The sequence below is a fragment of the Agromyces badenianii genome (genome assembly GCF_003070885.1).
Taxonomy (GTDB): Bacteria; Actinomycetota; Actinomycetes; order Actinomycetales; family Microbacteriaceae; genus Agromyces; species Agromyces badenianii.
The window spans coordinates 832,521-846,845 of the sequence record NZ_CP028913.1 but is presented as its reverse complement, the minus strand read 5'-3'; the positions used below and the strand labels follow the sequence as shown (position 1 = coordinate 846,845).

Annotated in this window: 13 protein-coding genes and 1 riboswitch; of the genes, 8 read left to right on the top strand and 5 right to left on the bottom strand. The window is 71.6% G+C overall.

Annotated features, from left to right (window positions below; genetic code table 11):
- Nucleotides 1–104: 104 nt before the first annotated feature.
- Complete coding sequence (locus DCE93_RS04070) at nucleotides 105–806, bottom strand: anti-sigma factor family protein (protein WP_108594759.1); 702 nt, start codon at nucleotides 804–806, stop codon at nucleotides 105–107.
- Nucleotides 803–1,309 (bottom strand): sigma-70 family RNA polymerase sigma factor, encoded by a 507-nt coding sequence (locus tag DCE93_RS04065; RefSeq protein ID WP_108594758.1) that lies wholly within the window; start codon nucleotides 1,307–1,309, stop codon nucleotides 803–805. The genes DCE93_RS04070 and DCE93_RS04065 overlap by 4 nt, the downstream gene beginning before the upstream one ends.
- 116 nt (nucleotides 1,310–1,425) lie before the next feature.
- Here DCE93_RS04065 and DCE93_RS04060 point away from each other — a divergent pair, with 116 nt between their 5' ends.
- Nucleotides 1,426–1,941 carry a DUF2231 domain-containing protein gene (locus tag DCE93_RS04060; RefSeq protein WP_108594757.1) on the top strand — a complete coding sequence of 172 codons (516 nt, stop codon included), beginning with the start codon at nucleotides 1,426–1,428 and terminating at the stop codon, nucleotides 1,939–1,941.
- A gap of 18 nt (nucleotides 1,942–1,959) precedes the next feature.
- Here the strand turns inward: DCE93_RS04060 and gcvP are convergent, their stop codons facing one another.
- The 3 genes from gcvP to gcvT form a co-directional block, all read right to left on the bottom strand.
- Complete coding sequence (gene gcvP / locus DCE93_RS04055; protein WP_108594756.1) at nucleotides 1,960–4,857, bottom strand: aminomethyl-transferring glycine dehydrogenase; 2,898 nt, start codon at nucleotides 4,855–4,857, stop codon at nucleotides 1,960–1,962.
- 8 nt (nucleotides 4,858–4,865) lie between these two features.
- The gene (gene gcvH / locus DCE93_RS04050; protein WP_108594755.1) at nucleotides 4,866–5,237 is read right to left on the bottom strand and encodes a glycine cleavage system protein GcvH; all 372 of its coding nucleotides are present in this window, start codon (nucleotides 5,235–5,237) and stop codon (nucleotides 4,866–4,868) included.
- Between the two features lie 61 nt (nucleotides 5,238–5,298).
- Entirely contained in the window at nucleotides 5,299–6,468 is a 1,170-nt protein-coding gene (gene gcvT, locus DCE93_RS04045) for a glycine cleavage system aminomethyltransferase GcvT (RefSeq protein ID WP_244284233.1), read from the bottom strand.
- 170 nt (nucleotides 6,469–6,638) lie between these two features.
- Nucleotides 6,639–6,760, bottom strand: a riboswitch (glycine riboswitch).
- Between the two features lie 266 nt (nucleotides 6,761–7,026).
- Between gcvT and DCE93_RS04040 the strand changes: the two genes are divergently transcribed.
- From DCE93_RS04040 to DCE93_RS14540, 7 genes are all read left to right on the top strand, one after another.
- Nucleotides 7,027–7,974, top strand: coding sequence for an endonuclease domain-containing protein (locus tag DCE93_RS04040; protein WP_146184934.1), 948 nt, complete (start codon nucleotides 7,027–7,029; stop codon nucleotides 7,972–7,974).
- Nucleotides 7,975–8,262: 288 nt separating this feature from the next.
- Nucleotides 8,263–8,979 (top strand): NUDIX hydrolase, encoded by a 717-nt coding sequence (locus DCE93_RS04035; protein WP_108594752.1) that lies wholly within the window; start codon nucleotides 8,263–8,265, stop codon nucleotides 8,977–8,979.
- Nucleotides 8,976–10,319: a quinolinate synthase NadA gene (gene nadA / locus DCE93_RS04030; protein WP_108594751.1), complete on the top strand. Its 1,344-nt coding sequence runs from the start codon at nucleotides 8,976–8,978 to the stop codon at nucleotides 10,317–10,319. The genes DCE93_RS04035 and nadA overlap by 4 nt, the downstream gene beginning before the upstream one ends.
- Nucleotide 10,320: 1 nt before the next feature.
- A complete protein-coding gene (nadB, locus tag DCE93_RS04025; RefSeq protein WP_108594750.1) occupies nucleotides 10,321–11,832 on the top strand; it encodes an L-aspartate oxidase in 1,512 nt (503 codons plus the stop codon).
- A gap of 123 nt (nucleotides 11,833–11,955) precedes the next feature.
- Entirely contained in the window at nucleotides 11,956–12,810 is an 855-nt protein-coding gene (gene nadC / locus DCE93_RS04020; RefSeq protein ID WP_108594749.1) for a carboxylating nicotinate-nucleotide diphosphorylase, read from the top strand.
- Nucleotides 12,807–13,952 carry a cysteine desulfurase family protein gene (locus DCE93_RS04015; protein ID WP_108594748.1) on the top strand — a complete coding sequence of 382 codons (1,146 nt, stop codon included), beginning with the start codon at nucleotides 12,807–12,809 and terminating at the stop codon, nucleotides 13,950–13,952. The genes nadC and DCE93_RS04015 overlap by 4 nt, the downstream gene beginning before the upstream one ends.
- Nucleotides 13,949–14,089, top strand: a complete 141-nt coding sequence (locus DCE93_RS14540; RefSeq protein ID WP_168186163.1) for a hypothetical protein — start codon at nucleotides 13,949–13,951, stop codon at nucleotides 14,087–14,089. Before DCE93_RS04015 ends, DCE93_RS14540 begins: the two co-directional genes overlap by 4 nt.
- Nucleotides 14,090–14,325 lie beyond the last annotated feature (236 nt).

Below are 14,325 nucleotides of genomic sequence, written 5' to 3'. Positions count from 1 at the left end.
TTCTCTCGTACTCGCGGCCGCGGCTGCGGCCTCATATGAACCACGAGACGGAACACCGGAGGGTTCACCCGTTCGCCGGATCCGATGCGGTTCCACCGCGAAGCTCAACCGAACGGGCCGCGCATGAGCACGTCACCGCTGTTCACCGCGACGATCTCGAGCGACGCGATCTCATCGAGGTCGACGGCCGTGCCCGCGGATACGCGAGCAGCGCTTCCGGGACTCGCCCGCCAGCTCGACACCTCGCTGCGCACGCCGTCGCGATCGACGACCACCAGCTCGTACGGCCAGCCCTCGGCGGGCGCGCCGGATGTCGCCGAGTCCGCGTACCTGCAGTCGAGCTCGATCCGCGTGCCCCAACCGACGGGAGTGAGCGTCGCCGAGGCGGTGAGCGGCACGTCGGACGACGATTCGAACGCGACCGTCTCCGCCCCGGCGCGCGGTCCGACGATCGCGAGCGGCACCGCGATGGCGACGAACGCGATCACGGCCGCCGCGGCCCCGGCGATCCACCAGGTGCGGGTTCGCCGAGTGCGCCGGCGCCGGTCTGTCAGGCGCACGGCCTCGATCAGATCATCGCGGGGACCCGGCGCGGACGCCTCGTCGGGATCCTCGAGGAGCGCCGCGGCACGCTCGGGCGAGAGCCGTGCGAGCAGGCCGGGCATCGGAGCGAGTTCGGCGATGGACTGCCGGCACACATGGCACGTCTCGAGGTGCTGTTCGTACTCGATCCGCTCGGCAGGCGAGAGTGCGCCGAGCACGTAGGCGGAATCCCAGTCGGCGAAACGCGCGTGGCCCTCGTTCATCGCGTCACTCCCTTCTCCTGCAATGCGAGCCTGAGGGCTCGCAGCCCGTAGTGAAGCCGGGACTTCACGGTACCTTCGGGGACGCCGAGCCGTCGGGCGACCTCCGCGATGCTGCATCCGCCGTAATAGGCGTGCACGATCACCGCGCGGTGCTCCAGACTCAGCGTCACCAGGGCCTCCTCCACCAGCAGGCTCTCGAAGAGTGCGTCGGTGGCATCGTGCTGCACCCGCTCGGGCATCTCGGCGACGCCGATCTCGTGGCGACGCCGGGCGCTGCGCGCCTCGTCGATCACGAGGTTGCGGGCGACCGTGAACATCCACGATCTCGTCGATGCCGGCTCCTGCGCCAGAATGTGCGGGCTGCGCCAGGCGAGCAGCAGCGCCTCCTGCACGATGTCGTCGGCGGCGGCAGGGTCGCCGGTGAGATGCACGACGTACCGCCACACCGATGGTCCGTGCGCGTCGTAGAGCGCGGCCAATCTGCTGTCGTCGTCGACCGACATCCGTCACCTCCTACTCGAACAACGAAGCGACGCGCCGTTCGGTTCATCCGCGCGTGCATCCACCTTCACTTCCGCGCGCGGGTGAACCTCGACGGGCCGCGTAACGTGTTCTCGTCATGGATGTCACGGAACTCGCCTCACTCGCCCAGGAGGAGCTGCTCCAGATCGCGGGCCTGCCCCTCCACCCGCTCATCGTGCACACGGTGGTCGTGCTCACACCGCTCACGGTACTCGCCCTGCTGCTCGGCGCGTTCTGGCCGGCGGCCCGGCGTCGGAGCGGGATCGTGACAGCGCTCGGCGCGCTCCTCGTGCTCGGGCTCGTGCCGATCACGGTCGCCGCCGGGCAGTCGCTCGCCGAGCGCATCGGCCCCGTGCCCGCCGTCGCGCGTCACCAGGCATTCGGCGAGATGCTGCTGCCCTGGGTGATCGCGCTCTTCGTCGTCGCCGCGGGGCAGTGGGCGTGGTTCCGCTACGGCGACGAGCGGGTGCGACGCGACTCGCCCGGGGCGGCACGAGCCATGCGGATCGGGCTCGCCGCGGCATCCGTGGTCGTCGGCTCCGGAGTCATGGTGCTCCTGCTGCTCATCGGCGACTCGGGAGCCCGCGCCGTGTGGGGCGGGCTCCCGAGCTGACCCGACTCGAGGCGTTCGCTACGCGAAGGCCTCGACCGGCGGGCAGGCGCACACGAGATTGCGGTCGCCGTAGGCCTGGTCGATGCGGCGCACCGGCACCCAGTACTTGCCCCGCACGAGCGCGTGCACCGGGTACACCGCCTGCTCGCGCGTGTAGGGGTGGGCCCACTCCCCCGCGATGACCGACTCCGCGGTGTGCGGCGCGTTCACGAGCGGGTTGTCGTCGGCCGGCCACTGCCCGGCGGCGACCGCGTCGGCTTCGGCCTTGATGGCGACCATCGCCTCGACGAATCGCTCGAGCTCGGCGAGATCCTCCGACTCGGTCGGCTCGACCATGAGCGTGCCCGCGACGGGGAACGACATCGTCGGCGCGTGGAAGCCGTAGTCGACGAGGCGCTTGGCCACGTCGTCGACCGTCACGCCCGTCGCCGCCGTGAGCGGCCGCAGGTCGAGGATGCACTCGTGCGCGACGAGCCCGTTGTCGCCCGTGTAGAGCACCGGGAAGTGCGCGCGCAGGCGCGAGGCCACGAAGTTCGCCGCGAGCACCGCCGACGCGGTCGCCTGCTTCAGGCCTTCGGATCCCATCATGCGCACGTACGCCCACGAGATCGGCAGGATCGACGGGCTGCCGTACGGCGCCGCCGAGACGGGGCCGCCGTCGTGCGTGACGCCCCCCGAGTGGTCGACGCGCTGCGCCATCGGGTGCCCCGGCAGGTGCGGCGCGAGGTGCGCCTTCGCCGCGACCGGGCCGACGCCCGGGCCGCCGCCGCCGTGCGGGATGCAGAACGTCTTGTGCAGGTTGAGGTGCGAGACGTCGCCACCGAAGTCGCCGAAACGGGCGAAGCCGAGCAGGGCGTTGAGGTTCGCGCCGTCGACGTAGACCTGGCCGCCGGCGTCGTGCACGGCCTGGGTGATGTCCTTCACCTCGTGCTCGTACACGCCGTGCGTCGACGGGTAGGTGATCATGAGGGCGGCGAGGTTCGCGGCGTGCTCGTCGATCCTCGCGCGGAGGTCGTCGAGGTCGACGTTGCCGAGTTCGTCGGTCGCGACCACCACGACGCGCATGCCGGCGAGCACCGCGGATGCCGCGTTGGTGCCGTGCGCGCTCGACGGGATGAGGCACACGGTGCGCTCGGTGTCGCCGTTCGCGAGGTGGTACCCGCGGATCGCGAGCAGGCCCGCGAGCTCGCCCTGGCTGCCCGCGTTCGGCTGCAGCGACACGGTGTCGTAGCCGGTCACCTCGGCGAGCCAGCTCTCGAGCTGCTCGATGAGCCCGAGCGTGCCGACGACGTCGGCCTCGGGGGCGAAGGGGTGCAGGTTCGCGAACTCGGGCCACGTCACCGACTGCATCTCGGTGGCGGCGTTGAGCTTCATCGTGCACGAGCCGAGCGGGATCATGCCGCGGTCGAGTGCGTAGTCGCGGTCGGCGAGCGTCTTCAGGTAGCGCATCATCTGCGTCTCGGAGTGGTGCGTGTTGAACACCGGGTGCTCGAGGTAGCCGCTCGAGCGCCGCAGCGCACCGGTCGCGACGGCCGGAAGGCTCGTCGCCTCGACCACGACCTCGGTGCGCTCGGGCAGCCCGAACGCCCGGGCGACGAGCGAGAGCTCGGCTTCGGTCGTCGTCTCGTCGACCGCGACGTGCACGGTCGCCTCGTCGGCCTCCCACAGGTTCACGCCGAGCTGTCGGGCACGCTCGACGACGTTGCCGGCGAGCCCCGGCACGTGCACGCGCAGCGTGTCGAAGTAGGCCTCGTGCGCGAGCGTCAGGCCGAAGCCGGTGAGCACCTCGGCGAGCGCGGCCGCCTTCGCCGCGGTCGACACCGCGATGTGACGGATGCCTCGGGGCCCGTGGTACACGGCGTACATCGACGCCATCACGGCGAGCAGCACCTGCGCCGTGCAGATGTTCGACGTCGCCTTCTCGCGGCGGATGTGCTGCTCGCGGGCTTGCAGGGTGAGCCGGTACGCGGGAGCGCCGACGGCGTCCTTCGAGACGCCGACCAGGCGTCCGGGCAGCTGGCGCTCGAGGCCTCCGCGCACGGCCATGTACCCGGCGTGCGGTCCGCCGAAGCCCATGGGCACGCCGAATCGCTGCGAGGTGCCGACGGCGACGTCGGCGCCGAGCTCGCCCGGGCTCGTGATGACGGCGAGGGCGAGCAGGTCGGCCGCGGCGACGACGAGCGCGCCCTGCGCCTTCGAAGCCGCGATGACGGATGCCGGGTTCCACACGCGCCCCGAGGCGCCCGGGTACTGCACGAAGAGGCCGAAGTGCTCGCCGAAGGCGGCGACATCCGTCTGCTCGCCGAGCTCGGCGACGACGAGCTCGATGCCGACCGCGACGGAGCGCGACTCGAGCAGGGCCAGCGTCTGCGGCAGCACGTCGGCGTCGACGACGAAGCGGTTCGAGGTCGACTTCGAGGCGCGTCGGGCGAGCAGCATGCCCTCGACGACCGCGGTGCCCTCGTCGAGCATCGACGCGTTGGCGGTGTCGAGGCCCGTGAGGTCGGTGACCATCGTCTGGAAGTTGATGAGCGCCTCGAGCCGGCCCTGGGAGATCTCGGGCTGGTACGGCGTGTAGGCGGTGTACCAGCTCGGGTTCTCGAGCACGTTCCGCTGGATGACCGACGGCGTGATGGTGCCGAAGTAGCCGAGTCCGATCATCGAGGTGCGCACGGTGTTCTGCTCGGCGAGCGCGGCGAGTTCGGCGAGCGCCTCGCGCTCGGTCGCTGCAGCGGGGATCGCCGAGTCCAGCACCTCCCCCATGCGGATCGACGTGGGCACCGCGGCGGCCATGAGGGCGTCGAGGGAGTCGTAGCCGAGTTCGGCGAGCATCAGCGCGTGGTCGCTCGGGCTCGTGCCGATGTGACGGCGGCCGAACGCGTCGAGGTCGAAGGCGGAGGAGACGGAGGTGCTCATGCGGCTCGTTACTCTCCGACCAGTGCGCGGTACTCGTCGTGCGTGAGGAGCTTGGGCAGGCTCGAGGTCGAGACCTTGATGAGCCAGCCGTCGCCGAAGGGATCGCTGTTGACGAGCTCGGGCGAATCGACGACGGCCTGGTTGGCTTCGACGACCTCGCCGTTGACCGGTGCGAAGAGCTCGCCGACCGACTTGGTCGACTCGATCTCGCCGACGACGGTGCCCTCGGTCACGGTCGTGCCGGCCGCGGGCAGGTCGACGTAGACGACGTCACCGAGCTTGTCGGCGGCGTAGTCGGTGATGCCGATCGTGGCGACGTCGCCGTCGAGGGCGATCCACTCGTGTTCTTCGGTGTACTGCAGGGCGGTCTGGTCGGTCATGGGAGGCTCCTCGAGAATCGTGCGGTGGGTGCGATCGTGCGGTCGTGCAGGTCTGCAGGGATCAGGCGTTGCGCTTGTAGAACGGGAGGGAGACGACGGACGCCGGGATGCGCGTGCCGCGCACGTCGACGTAGAGCTCGCGACCGGTTTCGGCGGCATCGGGGGCGACGAAGGCCATGGCGATGGGGTGGCCGAGCGTCGGCGAGAGCGCCCCGCTCGTGACGACCCCCACGCGGGCGGCGGACTCGCCCTCGCCGTCGAAGACCTCGTAGTCGGCGCGCGGCGCACGACGGCCGGCCGCGGCGAGACCGACGAGCACCGGGGCATCCGCTGCCGGCCCCTGCTCGATGGCGGCGCGGCCGACGAAGTCGTCGGGCTTGGCGAGGGCGACCACCCGGCCGAGCCCCGCCTGCACCGGCAGGATGTCGCGGCTGAGCTCGTGACCGTAGAGCGGCATGCCCGCCTCGAGGCGGAGCGTGTCGCGGCTGGCGAGGCCGCAGGAGGTCACCCTCGGGCCGCCGGTCTCGGCGAGCGCCTCCCAGAGCCGCGTCGCCCGCTCGGGGGCGAGGTAGAGCTCGAAGCCGTCTTCGCCCGTGTACCCGGTGCGAGCGACGAGCACCGGCTCGCCCTCGAACGTGCCCGCGAAGGCGTGGTAGTACTTGAGGGCGTCGAGCTTCGCGTCGAAGTCCTCTTCGTCGTTGCCCGGCCCGTCGACGCCGAAGCCCGGCGTCTCGAGTAGCACCGCACGGGCGTCGGGCCCTTGCAGCGCGATGAGGGCGATGTCGTCGCTCTCGTCGGAGACGATCGCGTCGAAGCCGGCGGCGCGGGTGCGGAGCTCGTCGGCGACGACGGAGGCGTTCGATGCGTTGGCGACGACCATGTACCGGTCGTCGCCCGTGCGGTAGACGACGAGGTCGTCGATGATGCCGCCGTCGTCGGCGAGCAGCAGCGAGTACTTCGCCTGCCCGATCTCGATGGCCGAGAGCCTTCCGGCGAGCGCGTGGTCGAGTGCCGCAGCGGCCCCCGGGCCGATGAGCACGATCTCGCCCATGTGCGACAGGTCGAACAGCCCCGCAGTGGTGCGCACGGCGTGGTGCTCGGCGAGGTCGCTCGAGTAGCGCACGGGCATCTGCCAGCCGGCGAAGTCGGTGAAGCTCGCGCCCGCGGCGCGGTGGACGGCGTCGAGGGGACTCCGCCGCTCGGAGCTTGCGGTACCGGGTTCGTTGGTCACGAGAGTTCTCCAGACTTGCCGGCGTCGACGCCGGCGGGTCACGATTCGCACGGCGATGCCGTGTGGGAACTCCCCCTCTGTCATGAGCCTGAGAGTTTCACGCGGGTCGAAGCGCTTTCACCGTGGGCGGGAGCCCGCGATGCGTCGCGGAATCCACTTTTCAGAGCGGCCTCGTCATCGCGGTGTAGTGACCTGAGAGATTGGCGGGGAGGCTTGCTCCTTCGGTGCCGGCCAAAGCTGGGCCAACAGCGTGCTGCGTTGACTGAACTGCCGGCTCTCCCGCGACGCGTCGATGGCCCGGTATGAGGTTGTGCCCTGATCCTATCAGCGGGGGCGTACGGCATCCCGCCATTGCGATTCGGCGCGCAGGGAGGTGAGGCTGCTGCGTCGTCGTTCGCCGGGCGCTCGCCTGGCGCTCGCGTTCGAGTCAGCAGAAAAGCACGCTCTGGCGCGACCAGAGCGTGCATTTCTGCTGTACGGATTCCGCCGACGCGATCGAGTGCGGCGGGGTGTGGACAACTCACCGGGTGAGCGGCGCGACTCCGGCACGCTGAGCGGATGCGTCGCCCCTCCCCGCTTCCCGAAGAGGTCGCCGCCCTCATGGCATTCGCCGAGGCCGACGCCCGGCGATACGGAGCGAGCCGCCGCCGCCTCGCCGCATCCGACCTCGTCACGCCCTACCGCGGCGCACGACTCGACGCGGGCGCAGAACGCTCGATCCCGAACCTCGTCACCGCCTATGCGCGACGGATGCCGCCGACGCAGTTCTTCAGCCACGCCACGGCAGCGCTCCTGAACGGGGTTCCGCTGCCGCTCGCCCTCGAACGCGACCAGCGGCTGCACGTCTCGGTGTTCGCCGGCGCACCGCAGCCGCGGGTGCGCGGCGTCATCGGTCATCAGCTCGATCCCGCACGGACTCTGACACTCACCGCCGGCGGCATCGCGATGACCGACGCGGTGACGACGTGGTGCCAGCTCTCGACGCTCCTCGGCGTCGATGATCTCGTCGCGGCCGGCGACTACCTCGTCACCGGGCGTGAATCCCTCGGCGGTCGACGGCCGGCCGCGACCGTGGCGATGCTCGCGGCCGGCGTCGCCGGCCATCGCGGAAGTCCGGGTGCGATCCGGCTTCGCACCGCGCTCCCGCTCGTGCGGCACGGCCCGCTCTCGCGACGCGAGAGCCTGCTCAGATTGCGCATCGTCGGGGCGGGCCTGCCCGAACCGGTGGCCGGCTTCATGGTGCGGGATCCGCGGCTGGGCTGGTATGCCCCGACCGTCGATCTCGCCTATCCCGACTACCGCGTGGCGATCGAGTACGAGGGTGATCACCATCGCAAGAGCGGGCAGTTCCGCCGCGACATCCGCCGCTACGAGCGCCTGCAGGACATCGGATGGGCAGTGGTGCGGGTCAGCGCGGTGGACGTGCCCGACCATGACACCGCGGCCTCGAGAGAGACGACCGACCGGATCGAGGCCCGTCTGCGCCAGCACGGATGGCGAGGGTAGCGAGCGCCCGCTCGCGCGAACACCCGCTCGCTCGCACCTGCGCCAGCAGACGCCCGAGATCGAGTCGGCACACACGCACGCTTTCGAGGCTCCTTTCGGTGCATATCTGCTGACTCGATGACGGGAGCGGATGTCTGGCACACGGGAGCGGATGTCGGGCACACGGGGAGCGGATGACGGGCACCAGGAGCGGCGGAGCATCCCGAGTGGGGTTCGGGTCAGGATGACTGTAAGCTGTGCTCGAATCGAGTTCAAGTCAGACTGACCAGAAGAGCGGAGGGACGAGGGATGCCGCAGGCCGACGAAGTGCAGAACGACGCGTCGACCCGCCTCGCCGTGTCGACGGTGATCTTCGCGCTCCGCCCCGACCACACCGGCCGCCCCGTGCTGTGGACCCCGCTCGTGCGGCGCACGCGCGAGCCGCAGCTCGGACTCTGGGCGCTCCCCGGCGGATGGCTGCCGCCGAACGAAGAACTCGAGGCCGCTGCCGCACGCACCCTGCGGCTGACCACCGACCTCGCGCCGAAGTACCTCGAGCAGCTCTACACCTTCGGCGAGGTCGACCGCTCCCCCGGCGGGCGCGTCGTCTCCGTGGTCTATTGGGCGCTCGTGCAGAGCGACGAGGCGGCCCGCGCAGCGGTCGGCCCGAACGTGCGCTGGGTGCCGGCCGACACCCTGCCGGGCCTCGCCTTCGACCACAACCGCATCGTCGACTACGCGCTGTGGCGCCTGCGCACGAAGGTCGAGTACGCCGAGATCGCACACGCCTTCCTCGGCGAGACCTTCACGCTCGCCGAACTGCGCGAGGTGTACGAAGCCGTGCTGCAGCGCCCGCTCGACCCCGCGAACTTCCGTCGCACCCTGCTCGCGTCGGGCACGCTGCGCGAGACCGGCGAGCGCCTGGCCGGCGCACCGCACCGACCACCCAAGCTCTACCGCTACGACTCCTCCGCCCGCACGGCCGAGGCCCGCGAACCATTCACGAGGGAGCGACCCGCATCATGACCATCTCCATCGACGGCACCCGCGCCGCGGCATCCGTCGATCGCGCCATCCGGCTCATCACGACGGGCGCGACGGCGGGCGAGACCTGTGCACCCGAGCTCGCGAACGGACCGTGGCAGTTCGACGACGGTCCGGCCGGCTACGGTCCCGGCTCCTCGATGGGCGACGTGATCCCGACCGGGTCGCCGCGCCAGGGCGCGCTGCCCGAGTCGTACCGCACCGCGCCGAATGACGAGCTGCACGCGCGCATCCGCGCGGCGAAGGCCGCGCTCGGCGATCGCGTCGTGGTGCTCGGCCACTTCTACCAGCGCGACGAGGTCATCGAGCACGCCGATTTCGTCGGCGACTCGTTCCAGCTCGCGAACGCCGCGCTCACCCGCCCGGATGCCGCGGCCATCGTCTTCTGCGGCGTGCACTTCATGGCCGAGACCGCCGACCTGCTCTCGACGCCCGAGCAGGCGGTCATCCTGCCGAACCTCGCCGCCGGCTGCTCGATGGCCGACATGGCCGACGAATCGAGCGTCGAGGAGTGCTGGGAGCAGCTCGAAGAGGTCTACGGCGACCTCGACGCCGTCGACGCCGACGGACGAGTGCCCGTCATTCCGGTCACCTACATGAACTCGAGCGCCGCGCTCAAGGGCTTCGTCGGCCGGCACGGCGGCATCGTCTGCACCTCGTCGAACGCGAAGACGGTGCTCGAGTGGGCGTTCGAGCGCGGGCGGCGCGTGCTGTTCTTCCCCGACCAGCACCTCGGCCGCAACACCGCGAAGGCCATGGGCGTACCCCTCGAGCAGATGCCGATGTGGAACCCGCGCAAGGCACTCGGCGGCAACTCCGCTGCCGGGCTCGACGACGCCCGGGTCATCCTCTGGCACGGATTCTGCTCAGTGCACAAGCGGTTCACGGTCGAGCAGATCGCCGCCGCCCGGGAGTCGCACCCGGGCGTGCAGGTCATCGTGCACCCCGAGTGCCCGATGCCCGTCGTCGACGCAGCGGATGCCGCGGGCTCGACCGATTTCATCGTGAAGGCGATCCAGGCGGCCCCCGCCGGCTCGACCTTCGCGATCGGCACCGAGATCAACCTCGTGCAGCGTCTCGCCGCGGAGTACCCGCAGCACACGATCTTCTGCCTCGACCCGGTCGTCTGCCCGTGCTCGACGATGTACCGCATCCACCCGGGCTACCTCGCCTGGGTGCTCGAAGAGCTCGTCGCGGGGCGCGTCGTCAACCGCATCACGGTGGCCGACGACGTCGCCGAGCCGGCCCGCGTGGCACTCGAGCGAATGCTTGCGGCGAAGCCGCCCGTCGTGGCTCCCGCAGTCGCGGCCGCAGGAGCCTGACATGGCGCACGTGCTCGTGATCGGCGGCGGCATCGCGGGCCTCTGGTCCGCGGTCAAGGCCGCCGACGCCGGGCACTCCGTCGAGCTCGTCACCAAGGCCGAGCTCACCGAGGGCAATACCCGCTACGCGCAGGGCGGCATCGCCGCGGCGCTCTTCCCCGACGACTCGGCGGAGCGTCACTTCGCCGACACGATCGAGGCGGGCGCGGGCCTTGCCGACCCCGCCGCAGTGCGGGTGCTGGTCGACGAGGGCCCCGCCCGGGTTCGCGACCTGATCCGATTCGGCGTCGCCTTCGATCGCGACGAGTCGGGCCTCGAGCGCGGACTCGAGGCTGCGCACTCCCGCGCACGCATCCTGCACGCGGGCGGCGACGCCACCGGTGCGGCGATCGAGCGCGCGCTGGTCGGCACGGTGCGCCGGCGCAGCGTGCGCATCGACGAGCGGACGATGCTGCTCGACCTCGTCGTCGAGGGCGGGCGCGCCGTCGGCGCACGGCTGCTCGGGGCATCCGGAGCGCTGATCGAGCGCCGAGCCGACGCGGTCGTGCTCGCTACGGGCGGCAGCGGATGCCTCTACCGGCATACGACGAATCCGGCGGTGGCGACCGGCGACGGGGTGGCCGCCGCGTGGCGTGCCGGAGCACACGTCGCCGACCTCGAGTTCACCCAGTTCCACCCCACCGCGCTCGACGCGCCCGGCACTCCGCTCATCTCCGAGGCGGTGCGCGGCGAGGGCGCGGTGCTCCGCGACCTACGCGGGCGCCGATTCATGCTCGACATCGATCCGCGCGGCGAGCTGGCCCCGCGTGACGTCGTGGCGCGGGCCGTCTGGCGCCGTTCGCTCGAGCAGGGCGGTGCTCCGGTACGCCTCGACGCGTCGGCGCTCGGCGGCGACCGGCTCGCTCGGCGCTTCCCCGGGCTCGACGCCGTCGTGCGTGCTGCGGGGTTCGACTGGGCGCACGAGCCGGTGCCGGTGACGCCCGCCGCGCACTACGCCATGGGCGGCGTCGACGTCGATCTCGACGGCCGCACGAGCCTGCCCGGCCTCTTCGCCGTCGGAGAGGTGGCACGCACGGGCGTGCACGGAGCCAACCGCCTCGCCTCGAACTCGTTGCTCGAGGCCGCGGTGTTCGCCGAGCGGGCGGTGCGGGCGATCGGCTCCGACCGCCCGGCGGCGGTGCTCGGGCACGCAGATCCGACGCGGCCGTCCGCGGATGCGGCCGGCGACGTCGTCGACCGCGCCGAGCTGCAAGACCTGATGTGGCGCCACGTCGGACTCGAGCGCGACGAAGACGGGCTCCTCGCGGCATCCGCTCGGCTCGATGCCTGGCGCGCCGCCGATCACCGCAACCGGCACTCTGCGGAGGACCGCAACCTGCTCGATCTCGCCCGGCTCACCGTCGCCGCCGCACTCGCACGCCAGGCCAGTTGCGGCGCGCACTTCCGCACCGATGCCCCCGAGTCGCAGTCGATTCCGGCCATGACGACGACGCTCGACCGAAAGGCCGCCTGATGAACGACTGCACCGCCGGGAACCGCATCGACCGGTTCCGACTCTCTGGAAAGGCCGACTGATGACCGACTGCATCGCCGGGAACCGTATCGACCCGTTCCGCCGCCTAGGAGAGGCCGACTGATGACCGACGCTCGCGAGATCGACCGCATCGTCGGCGCCGCGCTCGACGAGGACGCGCCGTGGGGCGACCTCACCTCCGAGACGCTCATCCCGGTCGATGCCGCCGCTGCGGCCGAGCTCGTGGCCCGCGAGCCGGGCGTGCTCAGCGGCATCCGGGTGTTCGCGGCGGCCTTCCGGCTCGTCGACCCGGGAGTGACCGTCGAGACCTTCGCCGACGACGGCGACTCGTTCGAGGCGGGTGCGGTGCTCGCTCGGGTCAGCGGCCTGGCCCGCGGCATCCTGCGCGCCGAGCGAGTCGGCCTGAACCTCGTGCAGCGCATGTCGGGCATCGCGGCACTGACGGCGCGCTACGTGGCCGAGACGAGCGGAACCCGTGCGCGCATCGTCGACACCCGCAAGACCACGCCCGGGCTTCGCAGCCTCGAACGGCAGGCGGTGCGCGACGGCGGCGGGCGCAACCACCGCCGCTCGCTCTCCGACGCGGTCATGGCGAAGGACAACCACCTCGCCGTGCTCACGGCGGGCGGGCACGATCTCGCGACCGCGCTGCGGGCCGCCCGCGAGCGGATGCCGCACACCGCCCACCTCGAGGTCGAGGTCGACCGGCTCGATCAGGTCGAGGCCGTGCTGGCCGCCGGCGCCGACACGGTCATGCTCGACAACTTCACGCCCGACGAGCTTCGGGCGGGCGTCGCGCTCATCGCCGGTCGCGCGGTCGTGGAGGCGTCGGGCGGGGTGCGCCTCGAGACCGTGCGCGAGATCGCGGCCACGGGCGTCGACGTCATCTCGGTCGGCGCCCTCACTCATTCGGTGCGCTCGCTCGATCTCGGGCTCGATGTGGTGATCGAGACGTGATCTTCCTCGACCACGCTGCGACGACTCCCGTGCGCCGGGAGGCGCTCGAGGCCATGTGGCCGTTCCTCTCGGGGGCGTTCGGCAATCCGTCGAGCCGCCACTCGCTCGGCGACGAGGCGGCCCGCGCACTCGCGGACGCACGGGCGACGGTCGCGGCGGTCGTCGGCTGCCGACCCGGCGACGTCGTCTTCACGAGCGGCGGCACCGAGGCCGACAACCTCGCGGTGAAGGGACTCGCCCTCGCGAACCCGCGCGGCCGGCACCTCGTGGTCTCGCCGATCGAGCACGAGGCGGTGCTGGAGTCGGCGGCGTACCTCGCCCGTGTGCACGGCTTCGAGGTGTCGGAGGTCGCCGTCGATGCGGGCGGCGTCGTCGAGCCCTCGGCGCTCGCCCGCGTCATCCGGCCGGACACCGCACTCGTGTCGGTGCAGCTCGCGAACAACGAGATCGGCACGGTGCAGCCGATCGCCCGTCTCGCCGAGGTGGCGCACGCCGCCGGCGCCCTGATGCACAGCGATGCCGTGCAGGCGGCCGGCTGGCTGCCGCTCTCGCTCGCCGGTCTCGGCGTCGACGCCCTCTCCCTCGCGGGCCACAAGGTCGGGGCGCCGAAGGGCACCGGCGCGCTCATCGTGCGCGGCCGGTTGCCCATCGAGCCGGTGCTGCACGGCGGCGGGCAGGAGCGGGGTCGCCGATCGGGCACCGAGAACGTCGCGGGGGCGGTCGCGTTCGCCACGGCGCTGCGCCTCGCCGAGGCCGAGCGAGCGGATGCCGCGGCCCGCGTCGGCGCGCTCGGTGCCGAGCTCGCGGCGCGGGTCGGCGCGACGGTTCCCGGCGCACGATCGACCGGCGATGCCGAGCACCGGCTGCCCGGCACGGTCTCCTTCGTCTTCCCGGGCACGAGCGGCGAGGCGGTGCTGCTCGAACTCGAGGCCGATGGCATCATCTGCTCGAGCGGTTCCGCGTGCGCGGCCGGCAGCGACGAGCCCTCGCACGTGCTCACGGCGATCGGCGTGCCGGCCGAGCTCGCTCAGACGGCCGTGCGGTTCACGCTCGGCGCCACGACGACGGAACGCGAGGTGGCGGATGCCGCGGCATCCATCGCTCGTGCGGTGTCGGCCGTACGCGCTATCGTGGAAACATGAGCAATTCGACACCTCCGACCCCGGCCGACGACGAGTCCGACCGCCGCGTCGAAGACGAGCTCTCTCCCGAAGAGCAGCTCCTGAAAGGTTGGCTGCCCGAGGCGACTCCGACCGACGGCCCGGCCCCGGCTCCGTAGACCGCCCCGCGACGACCGAGTTTCCCAACTGAACCGCCCCTCGACGGGCGCGGTTCCATGCGTTCCGATCGATGTCGGAATCGGGGAATAGTGTGTCTTCCGACGCGGGTTGATCCACGTATTCGACGCAATTCCCCGGCGCAGCTTTGCGCCGTCATCGATTGGACGCATTTTCCTTGACCGAACGCGCCGTTCCCGAACTCCAAGACCCCGGCGTCGCCTCCGCAGGCGACGCC

Coding starts and splice junctions, on each gene's coding strand:
- DCE93_RS04040 (WP_146184934.1), top strand. CDS start 7,027: ATGCGTCGCCCCTCCCCGCTTCCCGAAGAGGTCGCCGCCCTCATGGCA.
- gcvP (WP_108594756.1), bottom strand. CDS start 4,857: ATGAGCACCTCCGTCTCCTCCGCCTTCGACCTCGACGCGTTCGGCCGC.
- DCE93_RS04060 (WP_108594757.1), top strand. CDS start 1,426: ATGGATGTCACGGAACTCGCCTCACTCGCCCAGGAGGAGCTGCTCCAG.
- gcvH (WP_108594755.1), bottom strand. CDS start 5,237: ATGACCGACCAGACCGCCCTGCAGTACACCGAAGAACACGAGTGGATC.
- DCE93_RS04035 (WP_108594752.1), top strand. CDS start 8,263: ATGCCGCAGGCCGACGAAGTGCAGAACGACGCGTCGACCCGCCTCGCC.
- DCE93_RS04065 (WP_108594758.1), bottom strand. CDS start 1,309: ATGTCGGTCGACGACGACAGCAGATTGGCCGCGCTCTACGACGCGCAC.
- DCE93_RS14540 (WP_168186163.1), top strand. CDS start 13,949: ATGAGCAATTCGACACCTCCGACCCCGGCCGACGACGAGTCCGACCGC.
- nadC (WP_108594749.1), top strand. CDS start 11,956: ATGACCGACGCTCGCGAGATCGACCGCATCGTCGGCGCCGCGCTCGAC.
- nadA (WP_108594751.1), top strand. CDS start 8,976: ATGACCATCTCCATCGACGGCACCCGCGCCGCGGCATCCGTCGATCGC.
- nadB (WP_108594750.1), top strand. CDS start 10,321: ATGGCGCACGTGCTCGTGATCGGCGGCGGCATCGCGGGCCTCTGGTCC.
- DCE93_RS04070 (WP_108594759.1), bottom strand. CDS start 806: ATGAACGAGGGCCACGCGCGTTTCGCCGACTGGGATTCCGCCTACGTG.